The sequence below is a fragment of the Aeromicrobium sp. JP4 genome (genome assembly GCF_054957925.1).
In genome coordinates, this window is sequence record NZ_CM143290.1 from 242,426 (window position 1) to 258,129 (window position 15,704).

General features: G+C 71.4%; 17 protein-coding genes. 1 reads left to right on the forward strand and 16 read right to left on the reverse strand.

Annotated features, from left to right (window positions below; all coding sequences use genetic code 11):
• Positions 1-43: 43 nt before the first annotated feature.
• From ACY1JX_RS01235 to ACY1JX_RS01310, 16 genes are all read right to left on the reverse strand, one after another.
• Positions 44-964, reverse strand: a complete 921-nt coding sequence (locus ACY1JX_RS01235) for a PfkB family carbohydrate kinase (RefSeq protein WP_462564944.1) — start codon at positions 962-964, stop codon at positions 44-46.
• The gene (locus ACY1JX_RS01240; RefSeq protein WP_181755911.1) at positions 961-1,338 is read right to left on the reverse strand and encodes a VOC family protein; all 378 of its coding nucleotides are present in this window, start codon (positions 1,336-1,338) and stop codon (positions 961-963) included. Before ACY1JX_RS01240 ends, ACY1JX_RS01235 begins: the two co-directional genes overlap by 4 nt.
• 39 nt (positions 1,339-1,377) lie before the next feature.
• A complete protein-coding gene (locus ACY1JX_RS01245; RefSeq protein ID WP_462564945.1) occupies positions 1,378-1,836 on the reverse strand; it encodes a GNAT family N-acetyltransferase in 459 nt (152 codons plus the stop codon).
• A 57-nt stretch (positions 1,837-1,893) separates the two neighbouring features.
• Complete coding sequence (locus ACY1JX_RS01250; RefSeq protein WP_462564946.1) at positions 1,894-2,757, reverse strand: 3-methyladenine DNA glycosylase; 864 nt, start codon at positions 2,755-2,757, stop codon at positions 1,894-1,896.
• Complete coding sequence (locus ACY1JX_RS01255; RefSeq protein ID WP_181755909.1) at positions 2,745-3,134, reverse strand: Fur family transcriptional regulator; 390 nt, start codon at positions 3,132-3,134, stop codon at positions 2,745-2,747. Before ACY1JX_RS01255 ends, ACY1JX_RS01250 begins: the two co-directional genes overlap by 13 nt.
• Positions 3,115-3,957, reverse strand: a complete 843-nt coding sequence (locus ACY1JX_RS01260; protein ID WP_181755908.1) for a metal ABC transporter permease — start codon at positions 3,955-3,957, stop codon at positions 3,115-3,117. The genes ACY1JX_RS01255 and ACY1JX_RS01260 overlap by 20 nt, the downstream gene beginning before the upstream one ends.
• Positions 3,954-4,742 carry a metal ABC transporter ATP-binding protein gene (locus tag ACY1JX_RS01265; RefSeq protein WP_338072891.1) on the reverse strand — a complete coding sequence of 263 codons (789 nt, stop codon included), beginning with the start codon at positions 4,740-4,742 and terminating at the stop codon, positions 3,954-3,956. Before ACY1JX_RS01265 ends, ACY1JX_RS01260 begins: the two co-directional genes overlap by 4 nt.
• Positions 4,739-5,674 (reverse strand): metal ABC transporter substrate-binding protein, encoded by a 936-nt coding sequence (locus tag ACY1JX_RS01270; protein ID WP_462564947.1) that lies wholly within the window; start codon positions 5,672-5,674, stop codon positions 4,739-4,741. The genes ACY1JX_RS01265 and ACY1JX_RS01270 overlap by 4 nt, the downstream gene beginning before the upstream one ends.
• Positions 5,675-5,712: 38 nt before the next feature.
• Positions 5,713-6,777, reverse strand: a complete 1,065-nt coding sequence (locus tag ACY1JX_RS01275) for an ABC transporter ATP-binding protein (RefSeq protein WP_462564948.1) — start codon at positions 6,775-6,777, stop codon at positions 5,713-5,715.
• Between the two features lie 43 nt (positions 6,778-6,820).
• Positions 6,821-7,579: a glucosamine-6-phosphate deaminase gene (locus ACY1JX_RS01280; protein WP_462564949.1), complete on the reverse strand. Its 759-nt coding sequence runs from the start codon at positions 7,577-7,579 to the stop codon at positions 6,821-6,823.
• Positions 7,579-8,502 carry an ROK family protein gene (locus ACY1JX_RS01285; RefSeq protein WP_462564950.1) on the reverse strand — a complete coding sequence of 308 codons (924 nt, stop codon included), beginning with the start codon at positions 8,500-8,502 and terminating at the stop codon, positions 7,579-7,581. The genes ACY1JX_RS01280 and ACY1JX_RS01285 overlap by 1 nt, the downstream gene beginning before the upstream one ends.
• Positions 8,499-9,947, reverse strand: coding sequence for a glycoside hydrolase family 3 N-terminal domain-containing protein (locus tag ACY1JX_RS01290; RefSeq protein ID WP_462564951.1), 1,449 nt, complete (start codon positions 9,945-9,947; stop codon positions 8,499-8,501). The genes ACY1JX_RS01285 and ACY1JX_RS01290 overlap by 4 nt, the downstream gene beginning before the upstream one ends.
• Positions 9,944-10,771, reverse strand: coding sequence for a carbohydrate ABC transporter permease (locus tag ACY1JX_RS01295; protein ID WP_462564952.1), 828 nt, complete (start codon positions 10,769-10,771; stop codon positions 9,944-9,946). Before ACY1JX_RS01295 ends, ACY1JX_RS01290 begins: the two co-directional genes overlap by 4 nt.
• Entirely contained in the window at positions 10,768-11,667 is a 900-nt protein-coding gene (locus tag ACY1JX_RS01300) for a carbohydrate ABC transporter permease (RefSeq protein WP_181755901.1), read from the reverse strand. Before ACY1JX_RS01300 ends, ACY1JX_RS01295 begins: the two co-directional genes overlap by 4 nt.
• A gap of 90 nt (positions 11,668-11,757) precedes the next feature.
• Positions 11,758-13,005 (reverse strand): extracellular solute-binding protein, encoded by a 1,248-nt coding sequence (locus ACY1JX_RS01305; RefSeq protein WP_462564953.1) that lies wholly within the window; start codon positions 13,003-13,005, stop codon positions 11,758-11,760.
• 53 nt (positions 13,006-13,058) lie between these two features.
• Positions 13,059-14,156, reverse strand: a complete 1,098-nt coding sequence (locus tag ACY1JX_RS01310) for an ROK family transcriptional regulator (RefSeq protein WP_462564954.1) — start codon at positions 14,154-14,156, stop codon at positions 13,059-13,061.
• Positions 14,157-14,318: 162 nt separating this feature from the next.
• On the opposite strand from ACY1JX_RS01310, the gene ACY1JX_RS01315 reads away from it, so the two are divergent.
• Positions 14,319-15,704 carry a glycine--tRNA ligase gene (locus ACY1JX_RS01315; RefSeq protein WP_462564955.1) on the forward strand — a complete coding sequence of 462 codons (1,386 nt, stop codon included), beginning with the start codon at positions 14,319-14,321 and terminating at the stop codon, positions 15,702-15,704.

Here is a 15,704-nt window from a genome sequence, read left to right on the forward strand (position 1 = left end):
CATCTTGTAGCGATTGAGCCCAGATATGGGCCGAAGCGGCACATCATCCAGGCGGCGGGAGGTGCTCGCCGCGCCAGGGCGGGTCGGCGCCGGGGCGCGAGACCGTGATCGCGGCTGCGGCGACGGCGGCCTGCCCGAGCTCGCGGAGCTCTTCGGCGGTGAACGAGGTCCGATCGGTCCAGCCGCGCCGCAGCAGCTCGGTGAGCAGGGTGCCCATCCACGTGTCGCCCGCGCCGATGGTGTCGGCGACCTCGACCTCGGGGACCTGCACCTCGACCTCCGTGTCACCGGAGCGGAGCACCGCCGACTCACCGCCTCGGGTGAGGGCGGCCAGCACGGGACCGTGTGTGGCAAGCTCCCGGAGCACCGACAGCGGGTCGCCGTGACCGTCAGCGAGCACCTCCGCGTCCTCGTCGCTCAGCTTCACGAAGCGGCTGAGCCGGGCCAGGTCGAAGACCCGTTGGCGGAGCACCGGCACCGACGGCGCGAGCGCGGGCCGCACGTTCGGGTCGAAGCCGACTGCCCGGCCACCGGCGTGCGCACGTCGCACGAGGTCGGCGACGGCGTCGGCGCCGGGAGCCATCCACGCACCGATCGAGCCGACGTGGACCAGGTCGAAGTCCGCCGGGTCGGGCAGCGACTCGGGGTCCCAGTGCAGGTCGAACTCGTACGTGGCCGCGCCAGCGGCGTCGAGCGTGGCGGTGGCCGACGCGGTCGGCGCCGACGAGCCGGTGCCGTCGAGCCTCACGCCGCTGCGATCGAGGTGGGCCCGGACGAGGGAGCCGAAGTGGTCGTCGCCCACCTGCGCGGCCAGCGTGGTGTCGATGCCCTGGCGCGCCATCGTCACCGCGACGTTGAGGGGCGAGCCGCCCGGGTGCTCGGCGACGCTGCCGTCGGGCTTGCGGGTGACGTCCACCAGTGCCTCGCCGACGACGAGGGCGCGGGGAGCTCGTGCGGCGCTCACCGCGGTTGGAAGAGCTCGACGAGGTTGCCGTCCGGGTCCGCGACGAGGACCTGCTGCCCACCCGGACCGCTGACGATGTCCGTGGTCGGCTCGACGCCACCCGCACGGAGCCGGTCGACCTCGGAGGCCAGGTCGTCGACGACCACGTGGATGCGGTTGCGGCCCGGGACGTCGAGGTCGGCGGGTGTGGCGCGAGCGCCCGAGCTGCCCGGGCCGGACAGCAGGACCCGCAGCGAGCCCCGGGTCACGTCGGCGAACGGTGGTGCCGGATGGGCGCGCAGCGTGAACCCGAGCCGGTTCACGTAGAAGTCGATGGACGCCTGCACGTCCTGCACGATGTAGCGGACGCTGCCGTAGGTTTCGTCACCGCTCATGGGAGTACCTCCGGTCGCCCAGCCTAGGCACCCGAGGGTTCAGGTGCTCGGCTGCGCGGAGGGCTGGCGGGTCATCGGGATGTGGTCGATGCCGGCCTCCGTGTAGTGGGGCCCGGAGGTGACGAAGCCGAAGGTGCCGTACCAGTTCTCGAGGTAGGCCTGGGCGCCGATGCGGATCTCCTGGTCGCCCCAGCGGCTGAGGACCTCACGGATGAGGGCTCCCGACAGGCCCTGTCCGCGGGCCTCCTTGAGCGTGGCCACGCGCCCGACCTTCCGGACGCCGCCGGCGACGTAGGTGCGCAGGTACGACTGCACGATGCCGTTGTCGTCGGCGATCCAGAGGTGGACGCAGTCGTCGGCCAGGTCGACGCCGTCGACATCGGGCTCGTCGCACTGCTGCTCCACGGCGAACACCACGTCGCGGATGCGCCAGATCTCGTAGACCTCGCGGCCGCTGAGGTCCGGGCCGCTCCGGGCGGTGATGGTGGGGGTCGTCACGGGTCGACGATATCCGGCGCAGCGTGGTCTCGATACGCCGCTCGCTGCGCTCGCGTGCTACTCGACCACCGGGGTGCTGAGCAGGTCCTCGACCGAGGCGAGGAGGCGCGCCCGCAGGGGAGCGGCGGCGTCGGTGAAGTCGCGCTGACGGCGCACGTACTCGGCCTTGCCCTCGGGCGTCTCGATGCGGATGGGCTCGTAGCCGAGGTCGCTGAGGTCGTACGGCGAGGCCATCATGTCGACCTCGCGCACGGCCAGCGCCAGCTCGAAGGTGTCCAGGACGATCGTCGACTCGACGAACGGCAGCAGCCGGAAGGCGATCCGGTACAGGTCCATCGTCGCGTGGAGGCAGCCCGGCTGCTCCCACTCGAGCTGGTGCTCGCGACCCAGCTCCTCGATGTTGAGCGGTCGCGCCTCGTCGGTGAAGAACCGGAACGCGTCGACGTGGGTGCACGTCAGCCTGTGCGACTCGACCACCTCGTCGGTGCCGGCGCCGCCCAGGCGCAGGGGAGCGGGATGGCGCCGGTCGTCGGCGTCGCGGTAGACCATGGCCCACTCGTGCAGCCCGAAGCACCCGGTCCGCGCCGGGCGCGAGGCCGTGCGGGTGAGCAGGTCACGCGTCCAGCGCAGCCCCGGGAGCCGCTTCGCCAGTCGCGAGGTGTCCACCGAGGCCACGCCGTCGTCCTCGACGTAGGCCCCGAGCGCGGCGTACTCCGGCGCGTCGGCCAGTCCGACGCCGAGCCCGGGGTGCCAGCGCTCGAGGGCACCGGGGGAGAGGTTGTAGTACTCGAACAGGAAGTCCGCGACGGGGTGCTTCTCGCTGTTCGCGCGCCGCGCGAGGTGAGGCCCGGTGTACCTGCGAGCCCGCTCGCGGTGGGCCTCCGCCAGGGGAAGCCAGTCGGTGCGGCTCAGGACCTGCATGATCCGCAGGTGCCGAAGATCTCCAGCGTGTGTGAGATGTCGGCGAAGCCGTTCTCCTCAGCCACGCGGTCGGCCCACTTCTCGACCGTCGGGCCCTCCACCTCCACCGTGCGCCCGCACGCGCGGCACACGAGGTGGTGGTGGTGCCCGCGGCTGCAGCGGCGGTAGAGCGTCTCGCCGTCGTCGGAGCGCAGGGCGTCGACCTCGTCGGCCTCGGCGAGTGCCTGCAGGGTGCGGTAGACGGTGGACAGGCCGACGTTGTCGCCGCGATCCTCCAACAGGGCGTGGATCTGCTGGGCCGAGCGGAAGCCGTCGAGGTCCTCCATGAGGTCGGCGACGGCGCGCCGCTGGCGGGTGTTACGCGGTGCCTCGACCATGAGGTGCCTCCTGTCGGGAACGGACGTGCGTCAGGCCGTGGGCCAGCGCCGCCACGATGAACACGCCGAGGGCGATCACCACGATCGTGGGCCCCGGCTGGGTGTCGATCTGGACGCTCACGAGCAGCCCGGAGACGGCCGAGAACAGGCCGATCCCCATGGCCGCCAAGTGGGTGGAGCGGAAGCTGCGCGTCAGCTGCTGGGCCGCGGCCACCGGCACCACCATGAGTGCCGAGACCAGCAGCAGGCCGACCGTGCGCATCGCGACCGTGATCGTCACCGCCGCGAGCACCGCGATGAGCATCCCGTACAGCCGCACGGGGATGCCCATGACGCGCGCCTGCGACTCGTCCTGGCACAGGGCGAACAGCTGCGGCCGCAGGGCGACAGTGGTCGCGATCACGACGAGGCCCAGCACCGTCACGACCGCGAGATCGGCCCGGCTCATCGTGATGATCGAGCCGAACAGGTACTGGTTCAGCACGGCTGCGGACTCGCCCGCGAGGTTCGTCAGCAGGACACCGCCGGCGAGGCCGCCGTAGAACAGCATCGCCAGGGCGAGGTCGCCGCTCGTGCGTCCGATGCTGCGCAGGACCTCGAGCAGGATGGCGCCGCCCACTGCGACGACCACCGCGGTGGCCAGCGGGGCGACGCCCGTCAGCAGGCCGAGCGCGACACCGGTGAGCGCGACGTGGCCCAGCCCGTCGCCGAGCAGGGCCAGCCGGCGCTGCACGACGAACGTGCCGACGGCCGGTGCCGACAGGCCCGTGATGACCGCGGCGACGAGGGCGTACTGCATGAACGCGTACGACAGGACGCTCATGACGTGCCTCCAGGAAGAGGGCCCTCGGCGGGCACGGGCCGTGTCACGGACGGCTCGCTGCTGTGCGCGTGGTCGTGCGCGTGGTCGTGGGTCCCGGGCCCGACCGCGGGTCCCTCGTACTCCACCAGCCCGCGGTCGAGGTGGACCGCGCGGTCCACCAGCGGCGCCATCGGGCCCAGCTCGTGCGCCACCATGACGATCGCGGTGCCGCGCTCGTCGAGCTCGCCCAGCAGGCCAGCGAAGACCTCGGCGCTGTGCGCGTCGATGCCCGCCATCGGCTCGTCCATGACGACGAGATCGGGGTCGGCCACGAGCGCCCGCGCGATGTGGGCGCGCTGCTGCTGGCCGCCGGACAAGTGCGTGATCGGCCGTTTCGCGAGGTGGGCGAGACCGACACGCTCGATCAGCTCGGCGGCCGCGGCGCGGTCGGCGCGCGACGGCCAGCCGAAGCGCGGGCGGCGCGACAGGGCACCGCTCACCACGACCTCGCTCACCGTGGCGGGGACGCCGGAGAACACCTCCGGGCGCTGCGACATGTACCCAATCCGCTGGTGGTCGGTGAAGCGCCCGAGCGGGGTGCCGAAGAGCTCGATCGAGCCACGGTGCGGCAGCAGTCCGACGAGGGCGCGCACGAGCGTGGACTTTCCCGATCCGTTGGCACCCAGGATCGTCACGAACTCACCCGGCATCACCCGCAGGTCGACCCCGCGCAGCACCTGGGTGCCGCCGAGGTCGACCGTGACGCCGCTGGCGTCGATGACGGGAGGGACGGAGGGGGACGTCACGAGCAGCCGTTCGCCTTCGTCAGTGCGTCGAGGTTCTGTCGCATGAGGGAAACGTAGTCCTCGTCGCTCGTCTCGTCCGACAGGCCCTCGATCGGGTCGAGCACCGCGGTGTCGGCCCCGGTCTCGCGGGCGACCGTCTCGGCCAGGGCGGAGGACGCGAGGCGTTCGGTGAACACGGTGGTGATGCCGTGGTCCTTGACCTCCTCGGTGATCTCGGCCAGCGCCGCGGTGGTCGGCTCGGACTGGGGGTCGATGCCGCTGATCGCGATCTGCGTCAGGCCGTAGGCCGCGGCGAGGTGCCCGAAGGCCGCGTGCGACGTGACGAACTCCGTCTGCTCGCACGAGGCCAGACCGCTCGTGAAGTCGGCGTCGAGCTGCTCGAGCTCGGCGATCAGCTCGTCGGCGTTCGCCTCGTACGTGGCCGCGTTGTCGGGATCCGCCTCGACGAGCGCGTCCCTCACGCCTGCGGCGGCGGTCACCATGTTGGCCGGGTTCAGCCACACGTGCGGGTCGACGCCGCCGTGGTCGTGGTCATGACCCTCGTGGTCGTGGCCCTCCTCCTCGTGACCTTCTTCCTCGCCCTCGATCGGCGCCACGCCCTCGGCCAGGTCGACGGTGGAGGCACCGTCGCGGTCGGCGTCCTCGACCGCGTGGTCGACGGCCTCCTGGAAGTTCGACAGGTACACCACGACGTCGGCCTCGTTGACCTTCATGACCTGCTTGGCCGTGAGCTCGAGGTCGTGGGCCTCCGCGCCGGGGGACGTGAGCGTGGTGACCGAGACGTCGTCGCCGCCGATCCGCTCGGCGAGGAACTGCGCGGGATAGAACGACGTGACGACCTCGGTGCGTCCGTCGTCGTCACCGCCTCCCGCGCAGGCGACGAGGGTTGCGGCGAGGAGGGCGGTGCACGCGGCACCGGCAAGCAGCTTCATGACAACCATTCTCAAGAGGGTTGAGAACGATTGTCAAATCAGAGGCGGTGGCCGGTGGCCGGGTCGAAGACGTGGACGTCCGCGAGATCCAGGGGCGCGAGGCGGATGTGGCTGCCCTTCTCGGGCGGACGGCGCCAGTCGGTGCGGGCGACGAGGTTCTCCGTGAGGTTCTCGGTGTGCCCGTACAGGTAGGCGTCGGCGCCAGTCTCCTCGACGACGGAGACGGTGATCGGCAGCCCCTGCTCGGAGATGCCGAGGTTCTCCGGCCGCACGCCGACCGTGACGGTGGCACCGACCAGGTCGAGCACGGATCGCTCGATCGGGACCACGGCGTCGCCGAGCCTCGCGCCCCCGTCGACGACGGGCAGGTCCAGCAGGTTCATCGCGGGGGAGCCGAGGAACCCGGCGACGAAGACGTTCGCGGGACGGTCGTAGATCTCCCGAGGGGTGGCCACCTGCTGGAGGACCCCGGCGTCCATGACCGCGACACGATCGCCCATGGTCATCGCCTCGACCTGGTCGTGGGTCACGTAGACGGTGGTGGTCCCGAGCCGGCGCTGGAGCGCCGCGATCTGGGTGCGGGTCTGCACGCGCAGCTTCGCGTCGAGGTTCGACAGCGGCTCGTCCATGAGGAACACCTGCGGCGATCGGACGATCGCCCGGCCCATCGCGACGCGCTGGCGCTGCCCGCCGGACAGGGCCTTCGGCTTGCGATCGAGGTAGGGCGTCAGGTCGAGGATGGCCGCGGCCTCCTCCACCCGCGTGCGGATCTCGGCCTTGGGGACGCGCGCGATCTTGAGCGCGAAGCCCATGTTCTCGGCCACCGTCATGTGCGGGTAGAGCGCGTAGTTCTGGAACACCATCGCGATGTCCCGGTCCTTGGAGGCCAGGTGGGTCACGTCGCGGTCCCCGATGAGGACACGGCCGGCGTCCACGTCCTCCAGGCCCGCCAGCATCCGCAGCGTCGTGGACTTGCCGCAGCCGGACGGACCGACCAGCACGAGGAACTCGCCGTCCTCGATGGCGAGATCGATCGCGTCCACGGCCGGACGCTCCTGCCCGTCGAAGATCCGGGTCGCCTTCTCGAAAGTCACCGATGCCACGATGCTGCTCCTTCAACTGGGTTCATGGGCGCTGGGGTCACGGTCACCACGGCTGCCCGTCCGGCTTGTGGGCCACGGTGAAGCGGTAGTAGTCGATCAACTTCAGGTCCGCGGCGGCGTCCGGATCCACGACGCACGTCACGTGCGGGTGCAGCTGGAGCACCGAGGCGGGGCAGAACGCGCTCACGGGCCCCTCGACCGCAGCGGCCACCGCGGCCGCCTTGGCCGGTCCGGTGGCGACCAGCACGACGTGACGTGCCTCGAGGATCGTTCCCAGGCCCTGCGTCAGCACGTGGATCGGCACCTCGTCGACCGAGCCGAAGAAGCGGGCGTTGTCCTCGCGGGTCCGCGGGGTCAGCGTCTTGGTGCGGGTGCGCGAGGCCAGGGAGGAGCCGGGCTCGTTGAATCCGATGTGGCCGTCCGTGCCGATCCCGAGAAGCTGCACGTCGATGCCCCCTGCGGCGGCGATGGCCGCCTCGTAGCGGGCCGCCTCGGCGGGGACGTCCGTCGCCTCGCCGTCGGGGCCGTCGACCTCGATGCCCGCCCCGTCGGTGAAGTCGCGCCGGATCACCGAGTGGTAGCTCTGCGGGTGGGAGCGGGGCAGGCCCAGGTACTCGTCGAGCGTGAAGGCGCGCACGCCGTCGAACGAGAGCTCACCGGTGTCGCGCCGGCGCAGCAGCGACGTGTAGACCGGGAGTGGGGAGGAGCCGGTGGCCAGGCCGAGGACCGCACCCGGGCGCAGGTGCCCGGCGATCGCGTCCGCGGCGACCTCGCCCGGGCTCGTGGTGACGACGACCTCCATCAGCCCATCACTCCTTCGGTGACCAGCAGCGCGGCACCGCGGGTGCCGACCGCGACGTGATCGGGCAGCCAGCGCACCCGGTCGGCGACCGGGACGGCGCGGCCCACGAGGGCGCGGTCGTCGTGGTGCAGGCGGGCGGTGACCGCGGCACGCAGTGCGGGGTTGCGGGAGACGACGCCACCGGTCACGAGGATCAGCGCGACATCGGGGCCGTAGGCCAGGAGCGTGATCGCGTGCGCGATCCCGGCCGTGAGGTCGTCCGCGGTCCGGGCCGCCGCCTCGTCCCCGGCCTCGGCCGCGGCGAACAGCTGGCGTGCGGTGCCCGACCAGCGCCGCCGCAGGCCGCTGCCGGAGGCGTACAGCTCGAGGCAGCCGGTCTGCCCGCACGGGCACACCGGGCCGCTGCGGTCGAAGACGAGGTGGCCGATCTCGCCGGCCGAACCGGTCGCCCCGGCGCGCAGCCGACCGCCGAGCACCATCCCCGCGGCCAGGCCCGTGCCGATGTTCAGCAGGGCGTAGTCGTCGACGCCCGGATCGTGCTGCGCGAGCCAGCCGCGGGCGCCGAGCGCGGCGGTCTTGACGTCGTTCTCCACGCCCACCGGCCCGGGCGTGAGCGCCCTCAGCGTCGGCAGCAGGTCGAGGGGCTCGGCGCCGAGTCCGAGGTTGACCGCATGCGACGCGGTGCCCTTCGAGACGAACCCGGGGATGCCCACGCCGATGCCGACGACGTCGGAGTCGGGGCCGACGGCGGCGGCGAGGTCGTGGACGGCCGCGGTGATGCCGTCGCGGATGCCATCGGCGCCGAGCTCGGTACGGCGGCGCAGCTCGGCCAGCGCGGGACCGGTGGGATCGGTGGGCGACACGGCCATCGCCTTGACGGAGGTGCCGCCGATGTCGAGGCCCACGAGGATCGGGGTGGTCATGACGCGTCACCCCTCAGCGCGCGCGAGAGCGCGGTCAGCAGGGCGGCCGACGAGCCCATCGTGCACAGGACGTCGGAGCGGTCCGCCAACCTCGGATCGGGCCATGCCAGCTCGACGAGCCGCGCCTGCGGATTGGCGTCCAGCTGGTCGATGATCCAGGCGCGGACCTCGGGATGGGCGGCGGCCCGGCGTGCGACCACGAGGACCTCGCCCCCGAACGGCCCGACGCCCTCCAGGTCGCGAGCGGTCAGGTCGACGACGTCGGCGTCCACGTCCAGGCGGCCCCAGTCGGTCCAGCCCACGGCGGGGTTGGTGCCGGTGTCGATGCGCACGACGGTGGCGCGGCCCGTCAGCGGGGTGATGCGGAGCCGGGCCACCACCTCCGCGGCGACCTTCTCGGAGGCGGTCCGGGCGGTCTCGATCGTTCCCGGCTCGGGCGCAGGGCGACCCGACCAGTCGGCGCGCAGCCGCTCGACCCGCGCCGCTGCGTCCCTGAGCCGGCTGCGCTCCAGGGTGAAGGCCTCGACCGCCGCGACGACCGCTTCCACGGCCTCGGTGAGCGCACCGGGCTCGCTCGAGGACTCCGGGCCGAGGCACAGCAGGTCGGCACCGGCGGCGAGCGACGCGACCGCCGCGCCACCGAGGCCGAGGGTGCCGCTGGCGCCGGCCATGTCGAGCGCGTCGCTGACGATCACGCCGTCGTAGCCGAGCTCGTCGCGCAGCAGTCCGGTCAGGACGGCCGGGCTCAACGTGGCCGGACGGTCGGGATCGAAGGCGGCGAGGACCACGTGGGACGTCATGATCGACGCCGCCCGAGCCTCGATCGCGGCCCGGAACGGCACCAGCTCGCGCTCGCGCAGGACTGCGGCGGAGGCGTCGACGCGCGGGAGCTCGAGGTGCGAGTCGGCGCTCGTGTCGCCGTGCCCGGGGAAGTGCTTCACGCTCGCGGCGACTCCTGAGGAGGCCAGACCTTCGACGAAGGCGGCGACGTGGCGCGCCACGAGCGCCGGGTCGGCGCCGAAGCTGCGGGTGCCGATGACGGGATTGGCGGCGTTGCTGTTCGCGTCGGCGCACGGCGCCAGGTCCAGCCACACGCCGGCCTCACGCAGCTCGGCACCGATGCCGGCCGCGATCGTGCGGGTCAGCGCGACGTCGTCGACGACGCCGAGCGCGGCGTTGCCCGGATGGGGGCTGCCCGTCGCCATGTGGAGGCGGGTCACGTCGCCGCCCTCCTCGTCGAGGGCGAGGATCCGGGTGGGGTCCAGCGCCGCGACCGCCCGCGCGACGTGGCGGACGTCGCCGTCCGCGGGCAGGTTGTCGCCGTAGAGGCAGATCCCGGCCAGCCCGTCGGCGAACGCCTGAGCGAGCCACGAGGGAACCCGCGGGCCGTGGAACGCGGCCAGCATCACGCCGTGCGCGTCGGCGCGCACCGAGTCGTCGGTCATCCCTTCACCGCCCCCGAGACGAGGCCGGAGGTCATCCGGCCCTGGACGATCATGAAGAACACGATCACCGGAACGGCCACCATCGTCGCGCCGGCCATGACGCCGGGCCAGTCGATCGCCTCGTTGGACACGTCGGACAGGCCGCGCAGCCACAGCGGCAGCGTGCGGTTCGACGGGTCCATGACGACGACCGCGAGGGTGAACTCGTTCCAGGCCTGCAGGAACCCGTAGACGCTGGCCGCCACCAGCCCCGGTGCCAGCAGGGGGAACGTGATCGTGAAGAAGGCGCGGGTGCGGCTGCAGCCGTCGACCATCGCGGCCTCCTCTAGGTCGATCGGGACCCCGTCGGCGAAGCCGCGCAGCATCCAGATGGTGAAGGGCAGGATCATCGCGATGTAGAGCAGACCCAGGCCGCCGATCGTGTTGTAGAGGCCGGCGTCGCCGAGCATCTTGTACTGGCTGATGAAGAGGGCCTCCGGCGGGATCATCTGGATCGCCAGGACAACGAGGACGAACTGGGCGCGCCCGCGGAAGCGGAAGCGCGAGATCGCCACGGCCCCCAGGAAGGCGCACAGCCCGGCGCAGATCACGGCGATCATCGTCACGGTGATGCTGAGCTGGAACGAGTCGACGAAGGCGTCGTCGAAGACCCTCGCGAAGCCCGAGCCCGTGAGGTCGCGGGGGAACCAGGCCGGCTCGGGGGAGCGCAGCCGGTCGGCGGGCTGGAACGCGCTGTTGAGGATCCAGTAGACCGGGAACACCCACAGGACCGCGACCACGACGGCCAGGGCACCCCACAGGCGGCGGGTCGTCGTGCGCGTCATCGCGACTCCTTCAGCAGTGCGCGGACGTAACCCGCGGTGAGGACGAGCGTCAGCACGAGCACGAACATCGCCAGCGCGGAGGCCATGCCGTAGTCGCTCTGGCCGATGCCGAGCGTGTAGATGTACGTGCCGAGCAGGTGCGTCTTGCTCGGGGTGCCGCCGACGCCCTGCAGGTAGTAGATCTGGGCGAAGACCCGCAGGTCCCACACGACCTGAAGCAGCAGCGTGATCGTCAGGACGGGGCGGATCGTCGGGTAGACGATGTGCCGGAACCGCTGCCAGGCGTTCGCACCGTCGAGCTCGCCGGCCTCGAGCGCCTCCTCGGACACCTGGGTCAGCGCCGCGTAGATCGTGAACATGACGAACGGCACGCTCATCCACACGACGATCACGGTGGCCACGAAGTAGAAGGACCAGGGGTTCGTCAGCCAGTTGTGGCCGTCGAAGGACTCGAACCCGAGGCGGACGAGCGTCCAGTTGATGACGCCGTAGCGGGTGTCGAAGAGCCACTGCCACGAGGTCATCGCGGCGATCACCGGCATGGCCCACGCGAGCAGCATCGCGATCTGCAGGGTCAGCCGGGGCCCGCGCGACACGTGCTTCAGCAGCACTGCCAGCGAGATCCCGATGACCATCGTCACGACCACGTTGACGGCGCAGAACGCGAGCGACCGGCCGACGACCGCCCACATCTGGGGATCGGTGAACAGCTGCGTGTAGTTCTCCAGGCCGACGAAGGGTGCCGCCTGGCCGAACTGCTGGGCCCGGCCGTACTCCTGGAACGACATCACGACCTGGCGCACCAGGGGATAGCCCATGGCGATCCCCAGGATCACCACCGCCGGCGTCAGCAGGGCGTAGGGCCCGAACCTGCGGGCGGCCGTCTGCGTGCTCATCGTTCCTCCTTCCCTGGGCAGTGTGCTCCCGGCAGGCGGCGGGGCCCGGCCTCACGACCGGGCCCCACCGGACTCCTCACCGCGAGCGTGTCACTTGTTGAGCTCGGCCTCGAGCTTGGCGTCGGTGGCCTTCGCGACCGTGGCGACGTCCTCGCCGTTGGCGATGGCACCGAAGAACTCCTCCATGACGCTCGACGTCTCGACCGCCGCCCAGTTCGGCGAGGTCGGGGTGAGCTTGGAGTTGCCGGCCGCGGTGATGGCCGCCGTGGCGAACTCGTCGTCGCCCATGAGCGACGTGAACTCGTCGTTCGCCGGGCCGAGGCCGTTCTTGGCGAGCAGCTGTTGGTAGTCGTCGCTGTAGATCAGCTTGAGCACCTCGAAGGCCAGGTCCTGGTTCTTCGACTTGGCCGACACGGCGAGGTTCGAGCCGCCAGCGAAGACCGGGGCGGCCTCGCCGTCGACACCCGGCAGCGCGAAGCCGCCGAGATCCTCGGCCTTGTCCTCGGCGACCGACCAGCGGGCCCAGCTCGGCGCCATGAACATCGCGGCCTCGCCGTTGTTGAACGGGGTCCACGCCTCCTCGTCCTTGCCGTCCTTCGGGGCGGTGGTGGCCTTCTCGGCCAACTGCTGCCACTGCTCGAGGCCCTGGATCGATTCGGGGCTCGACAGCTTGCCCACCCACGCGTCGCCCTCCTGGACGGCGATGTCGCCACCGTTCGCGAAGATCCAGCTGATGCCGTTGCGCCAGTCCTGGCCGGGCAGCCAGAAGCCGCTGTACTTGTCGCCGCCGTCGGCCTTCAGCTGCGTCGCCGCGGCGCTGAAGTCCTCGAGCGTCTTCGGGGGCTCCAGGCCGGCGTCCTTGAGGGCCTTCTTGCTGTAGAAGACGTAGCGCGAGCCCCAGTAGTACGGCACCGCGTAGAGCTTGTCCTCCCACGTGCCGGCCTCGACGAACGACTCCGGGCCCATGGCACCCAGCTCGTCGGCCTTGTCGGTCAGGTCGGAGAAGGCGCCGATGCTCGTGAACGAGGCGGCCTGGGTGTTGCCGATCTCCACGACGTCGGGCGACTCGTCGCTCGGCAGGGAGGTGTTCAGGCGGGTCAGCAGCTCGCCCCAGTCGATGCGCTCGATCTTGAGGGTCTTGCCGTCGTTCTGGGCGGCGAACTCCTTGGTCAGCCAGTCGCTGGCCTCGGTCGGGGTGTCCTCCTTGCCCGCGAGCCACAGGGTGATGGTGTCGGACCCGGCGTCGGACGACGAGTCGTCGTCGCCCCCGCACGCGGCCAGGGCGCTCAGGGCGATCCCGGCCACGGCCGCGCTCGCCACGAACTTACGGAGCTTCATGATGTGCCTCTCCTGCATGATGTGTGGTGGTGGAGTGTTCGGCGCGGCGCACCTCACACGACTCCCAGCTCGCGATGGCGCACCAGCGCCGCCGCCCCGGTCAGGACGAGCTCGTCGTGGGCGACCAGGCGGATCCTGATGCGCTGGGCGACGAAGGGGAGACTCTGGCGGGCGACCGCGGCGCGTGCTGCCTCCAGCACCGGGCCGTCGAGCAGGTCGGTCGGTCCGTGCAGGACGACGTCGGCGATGCCGAGGGTGGTCACGATCGGCGTCAGGACCGATCCGAGCAGGTCGCCGACGTGGCGGCGGGCCTCGTCGGACCCGGCGGCCCGCAGGGCCGGCGCGCTGAGCAGGGTCTCGAGGCAGCCGCGGTTCCCGCAGGCGCAGGCGGCGCCGTCGGGATCGACGACGATGTGGCCGATCTCGCCGGCCGAGCGCAGGGGACCGGCCACCGGGTGGCCGTCGACGAGGATGCCACCGCCGACGCCCTGGCCGATCGTGACCATCAGCAGGCCGGCGTCGTCGCCGTCGCCGAAGGCGCCCTCGGCGACCGCCGCGATGTTGGCGTCGTTGCCGACACACACCGGCAGCTCGTGGCGCTCGGCCAGGGTGGCGGCGAGGGGGACGTCGTCCCAGGCCAGGTTCGGCGCCTGCAGGACGACGCCCGCGTCGTCGATGATGCCCGGCGTGCCGACCCCGATGCCGAGCACGCGGCGGGGGGCTCTCTCGACGAGGCGGGCGACGAGCGTGGACAGGTCGTCCACGGCGTCGGCGCCCCGGGTGAACGGGGCCTGCTCGCGCAGGAGGACCTGACCGTGCAGGTCGACGACGGCGCCGTCGAAGCCGGAGTCGTCGGACAGGTCGACCGCGACGATGACCGGCGCGTCCTTCGAGATCGCCACGAGCGTCGCGGGCTTGCCCAGGTGGGTGCCGGGGCGGGCGCCGATGTCGTCGACCAGCGACTCCTGGAGCATCTCGGCGACCAGGTCCGACACCGTCACGCGGGTGAGGCCGGTCTCGCGAGCGAGGTCGGCGCGGGTCGTCGGTCCGTGGTCCATGAGGTGCTGCAGCAGCAGGGTGCGGTGGTGCCGACGGGTGTCGGCCGGGCGCACCTTGCCCACCGCACGGCGGGTCACTGTGGTCGAGGTCACAGAGTTAATAAACCAAACTAACTAAAGCCCGTCAAGGCATTCGGGGGAACTGATCGCGGACCGCCGTGAGGCCGGGGGTATCGTGGATCGCTGACCTCGGGCGCGCGTTGTCACGACGACGCGCAACGGCCCGCCGACATCCAGCCGGACAGGATTTCCTCCATGGCCTCAGTCATCGACACCGTCATCAGCCTCTGCAAGCGCCGCGGCTTCGTCTACCAGTGCGGCGAGATCTACGGCGGCACCCGCTCCGCCTGGGACTACGGGCCGCTCGGCGTCGAGCTCAAGGAGAACGTCAAGCGCCAGTGGTGGCGTTCGATGGTGCAGGGCCGCGACGATGTCGTCGGCCTCGACTCCTCGGTGATCCTGCCCACGCCGGTCTGGCAGGCCTCGGGCCACCTCGCCGCCTTCGTCGACCCGCTGGTCGAGTGCCTGCAGTGCCACAAGCGCTACCGCCAGGACCACCTCCAGGAGGCGTACGCCGAGAAGCACGGCCTCGACGACCCCGACGCGGTCGAGATGTCCACGCTGGTCTGCGCGAACTGCGGCACCCGCGGCCAGTGGACCGAGCCGCGCATGTTCAACGGCCTGCTCAAGACGTTCCTCGGCCCGGTCGAGTCCGAGGAGGGCCTGCACTACCTGCGCCCCGAGACCGCCCAGGGGATCTTCGTGAACTTCGCGCAGGTCATGGGCTCGTCCCGCCAGAAGCCCCCGTTCGGCATCGGCCAGATCGGCAAGAGCTTCCGCAACGAGATCACGCCGGGCAACTTCATCTTCCGCACCCGCGAGTTCGAGCAGATGGAGATGGAGTTCTTCGTCAAGCCCGGCGAGGACGAGGAGTGGCACCAGTACTGGATCGACACGCGCCTCAAGTGGTACACCGACCTCGGCGTCAACCCCGACAACCTGCGCCTGTTCGAGCACCCGGCCGAGAAGCTCTCGCACTACTCCAAGCGCACCGTGGACATCGAGTACCGCTTCGGCTTCGCGGGCTCGGAGTTCGGTGAGCTCGAGGGCGTCGCGAACCGCACCGACTTCGACCTGTCGACCCACGCCGAGCACTCGGGCCGTGACCTGTCGTACTTCGACCAGGCCAACAACGAGCGCTGGACCCCGTACGTCATCGAGCCGGCAGCCGGCGTGAACCGCTCGCTGATGGCGTTCCTCGTGGACGCCTACACCGAGGACGAGGCGCCCAACGCCAAGGGCGGCGTCGACAAGCGCACCGTGCTGCGCCTGGATCCGCGGCTCTCGCCGGTCAAGGCCGCGGTCCTGCCGCTCTCGCGGAACGAGGCCCTCTCGCCCAAGGCGCGCGACCTCGCCGCCGAGCTGCGCCAGAACTGGAACGTCGACTTCGACGACGCCCAGGCGATCGGCAAGCGCTACCGCCGCCAGGACGAGATCGGCACGCCGTTCTGCATCACGGTCGACTTCGACACCCTCGAGGACGACGCGGTCACGATCCGGGAGCGCGACTCGATGTCGCAGGAGCGCATCGGCCTGAGCCAGGTCAGTGGGTACCTCGCGTCGCGCCTCATCGGTTGCTGA